General features: G+C 71.3%; 6 protein-coding genes. 2 read left to right on the forward strand and 4 right to left on the reverse strand.

Annotated features, from left to right (window positions below):
• Window positions 1–160 (forward strand): VOC family protein (locus tag AOK24_RS52415; protein ID WP_276206893.1); only part of this gene is annotated, 160 nt, incomplete at its 5' end.
• A gap of 73 nt (window positions 161–233) precedes the next feature.
• Window positions 234–740: a DUF4352 domain-containing protein gene (locus tag AOK24_RS40160; RefSeq protein ID WP_055724848.1), complete on the forward strand. Its 507-nt coding sequence runs from the start codon at window positions 234–236 to the stop codon at window positions 738–740.
• Here the strand turns inward: AOK24_RS40160 and AOK24_RS40165 are convergent.
• The 4 genes from AOK24_RS40165 to AOK24_RS40180 all read right to left on the reverse strand — a co-directional run.
• On the reverse strand, window positions 728–1375 hold the full coding sequence (locus AOK24_RS40165) for a thymidine kinase (protein ID WP_055724849.1): 648 nt from the start codon (window positions 1373–1375) through the stop codon (window positions 728–730). The two genes, AOK24_RS40160 and AOK24_RS40165, sit on opposite strands and share 13 nt — an antisense overlap.
• Window positions 1376–1440: 65 nt before the next feature.
• Window positions 1441–2619: an alkaline phosphatase family protein gene (locus AOK24_RS40170; protein ID WP_055724850.1), complete on the reverse strand. Its 1179-nt coding sequence runs from the start codon at window positions 2617–2619 to the stop codon at window positions 1441–1443.
• Window positions 2619–3200, reverse strand: coding sequence for a DUF5998 family protein (locus AOK24_RS40175; RefSeq protein WP_055724851.1), 582 nt, complete (start codon window positions 3198–3200; stop codon window positions 2619–2621). The genes AOK24_RS40170 and AOK24_RS40175 overlap by 1 nt, the downstream gene beginning before the upstream one ends.
• 62 nt (window positions 3201–3262) lie before the next feature.
• Window positions 3263–3674: acetate--CoA ligase family protein (locus AOK24_RS40180; protein WP_206191349.1), on the reverse strand; the 412-nt coding region annotated here is incomplete at its 5' end.

Genomic DNA, 3674 nt, shown 5'->3' on the forward strand with positions numbered 1-3674 from the left:
CACCTACTTCGAGGTCACCGACACGGACACCGCCCTCTCCCAAGTCACCGCCCTGGGCGGCCACATCATCACTCCCCCCGCGACCACCCCCCTCGGCCGCACCACCACCGTCTCCGACCCCGAAGGCGCCCGCTTCGCCCTCCTCCAACGCCCCACCTGACCCTCAACTCGCCGACGTCGCGACGCGGGCGGACGATGGTGTCATCTGCCGCTCCGCTGCACCGGGAGGAGCGATGCGACGTCGTACCGCGCCCTTGCTGATCTGTCTGCCGGCGGTGTTCACGCTGGCGCTGGCACCCCTGTCGTCCGACGGGAAGGTCGGGGACACGCTGAGTCTCACAGGGACCACGGGGGACGAGAAGCTCGACGTGACGTTGGTCAAGGTGGTGGACCCCGCACGCGCGAAGGACTCCTTCTCCTCACCGGACTCCGGAAACCACCTGGTATCTGTCCAGTTCCGATTGAAGAACACCGGCACAGCCGTCTACAACGACTCGCCGTCGAACGGCGTGGACGTGATCGACCAGGACGGCCAGCGTTTCGACACGGCCTTCCTCTCCGACACCACGGCAGGCGCCGAGTTTCCCGGAAGTGTCACCATCCTGCCCGGGAGGACCGCCCTCGGCTACCTCACCTTCGAAGTACCGAACGCATCCCGAGTAGTCGCCGTCCAGTTCGCCATGAACAGCGGTTTCTCCGACGACGTCGGCGAGTGGACGGTGTCCGGCTACACCGCCTGAACCGGCAGCACGTCCGGCGACAGTGTCGCCGCCTTCGCCGATGCCGCTGTCATCCGGCGGCGATGGTGGCGCCGGCACAGCACCTCGTACCCGATCGTGTCCGCCTGGTTGACGTCGCCGACGACGACCTGCGCGCCCTCGACGACCATGACGCCGCCGACTGTGCGGGCGTTGTGGGTGGCGCGGGCGCCGCACCAGCAGAGGGCCTCGACCTGGAGGACCTCGACGCGGTCGGCGAGTTCGACGAGGCGCTGGGAGCCGGGGAAGAGCTTGGAGCGGAAGTCGGTGGTGATGCCGAACGCGTAGACGTCGAGCCCGAGATCGTCGACCACGCGCGCGAGCTGGTCGATCTGTTCCTCCGCGAGGAACTGCGCCTCGTCGGCGATGACGTAGTCCGCGCGGCCCCCGTGGGAGAGGTGGTCGACGAGGTAGGCGTACAGATCCTGCCCGTCGTGGATCTCGACGGCGTCGGTGACGAGGCCGAGGCGGGAGGAAAGCTTTCCGCGCCCGGCCCGGTCGTCACGGCTGAAGATCATCCCTTTGAGCCCGCGAGCCGATCGGTTGTGCTCTATCTGGAGCGCCAGGGTCGACTTCCCGCAGTCCATGGTTCCGGAGAAGAACACCAACTCGGGCATGGCGAGGTGAGCACCTTTCGGCAGGAAGGCCAACCCCTGAGGGCCGGAGAAACGGTCGGAATCGATCAGGAGCGTACTTCGAGCAGGGGGACGAACTGCTCCGCGGAGGTCATCGACCCGTGATTGCCGACCATCGCGGACTCCTTGGGCTCCCGCTCGGACGCGATGATCAGAACGTCGTCCCGCGCGGCGGCGATGACGTCGCCGAGCCGGTCGTATACGCGCTCGTCGACGTGCGGCCCGAACCACCCGGCGGCGATGGCCTCCTCGCGCGAGGCGACCCAGAACTGTTCGCCGAGGACCTCGCGCCAGCAGGTCAGGACGTCGCCGGCGGCACCGGGGACGGCGTACACGTGCCGGGCGCGTCCCTCGCCGCCGAGGAGGGCGACGCCCGCGCGCAGTTCCCAGTCCGCGTCGAAGTCGATGCGGTGCTCCTCGTCGAAGGGGATGTCGACCATGCCGTGGTCGGCGGTGACGTACAGCGCGCTGCGCGGGGGGAGCTGCTCGGCGAGCCGCTGGACGAGCCGGTCGACGTACATGAGCTGGCCGCGCCAGGTGTCGGAGGCGATGCCGTAGCGGTGCCCGGCGCCGTCGAGTTCGGCGTAGTACGTGTATACCAGGGCCCGGTCGCCGGCGGCGAGCTGGGCGGCGGCGAGGTCCATGCGCTCCTCGCCGGTGAGCCGCCCGTGGAACGTTCCTCCACTGAGCGCGATCTTGGTCAGCGGGGTGTTCTGGAAGGCGGGCGAGGAGACCTGCGCGGTGTGCACGCCCGCGGCGTCGGCGAGCTGGAAGACCGTCGGGTACGGCTGCCAGACCTCCGGCGGGGTCCAGGGGTGCCAGCGGAGCTGGTTCATCAGCGCGCCGGTCGCGGGGTCGCGGACGGTGTAGCCGGGCAGTCCGTGCGCGCCCGGCGGGAGGCCGGTGCCGACGGAGGCGAGGGAGGTCGCGGTGGTCGCCGGGAAGCCGGCCGTGAGATGCCCTCCGGAGGGCCTCAGGAGGCTGCTGAGGTACGGCGCCTCGTCCGGGTGGGCCGTGATCTGCTCCAGGCCGAGACCGTCGACGAGGAAGACGCACACGCGGTCGGCAGGCTCCAGCGAGGGGATCGCGGCGGTGAGGCCGGGGACGCCGAGCCCGGCGGCCACGGTGGGCAGCAGGTCGGCGAGGGAGCCGGTGCCGTAGCGCGGGACGGGCGCGGAGTCGACGCGGAGGGGTTCGGGGTGGTCCCAGGGGGCGAGCTGGGACATCAGAGGGCCGCGGTCGCCTCGGAGAGCGCCTGCGCGAAGGCGAGTGCCTGGCGCACCGTCTCCGGGCCGTCGCCCGCCTCGCTGACGCGCAGGCTGAGGTCGTCCGCCGTCGAGTTGCCCGTGTAGCCGTGGTCCGCGTCGCAGTTGGGGTCGCCGCAGGCGGCGGGCTCCAGGTCGATGCGGGAGACGGCGCCCCAGCCGATCGTGAGCATCACCTCGCGCGGGAGCGTGCCCGGCGCGTACGACTCGGGGTTGGCGACGACGCGGCTGACGACGACGGAGGAGATCCGGCCGAGCTTCACGGACTCCGTGGAGGTGGTCGCGTACGGCGTCGGCGACGTCGTGTCGGCGGCCTGCTCGTCGGTGTGGCTGACGATGAAGCGGTTGCCGGTGAGGACGAGCACGGTCACATGCCTGCGGACCTCGTTCTGGTCGAACGTGGTCTCCTGGTGCACCAGGTACGACCGGATCGGCTCGCCGCCCACGGCGGCCTCCACCGCCTCGGCCACGAGGGCCGGGTAGTAGCCGCTGCGCTCGATCGCCGCGCGCAGCCCCTGGGTCGTCGTACTGGTCTTGGCCATGTCCTCCATCCTACGGGGACCCACTGACTGCGAGGGACCCCGCACAGGGCGTCGAGGAGGGCTCAGTACGCGGGCAGGGTGCGCGGGCCGAGGTCGTCGCGGGCGGGTGGCGGGGCGAGGCGTACGGACGCGCCGAGGACGCTCACGCCGTGCGGAGCGACGACGACGGGTTCCAGGGTGACGGCGACGACCTCGGGGTGGTCGTCGACCAGGCGCGAGACGCGCAGGAGGAGTTCCTCCAGGGCCGGGGTGTCGACGGGGGTGGAGCCGCGCCAGCCGAACAGCAGGGGTGCCGTGCGGATCGAGCGCACCAGGGAGGTCGCGTCCCGGTCGGTGACCGGCACCAGGCGGTGCGCCATGTCGCCGAGCAACTGCGAGGCGGCGCCCGCGAGTCCGAACGACAGCACCGCGCCGGCCGCCGGGTCGATCACCGCGCGGACGACCGTGTCGACCCCGCGCGGTGATCGACCCGGC

This window comes from Streptomyces niveiscabiei (genome assembly GCF_001419795.1).
Classification (GTDB): domain Bacteria; phylum Actinomycetota; class Actinomycetes; order Streptomycetales; family Streptomycetaceae; genus Streptomyces; species Streptomyces niveiscabiei.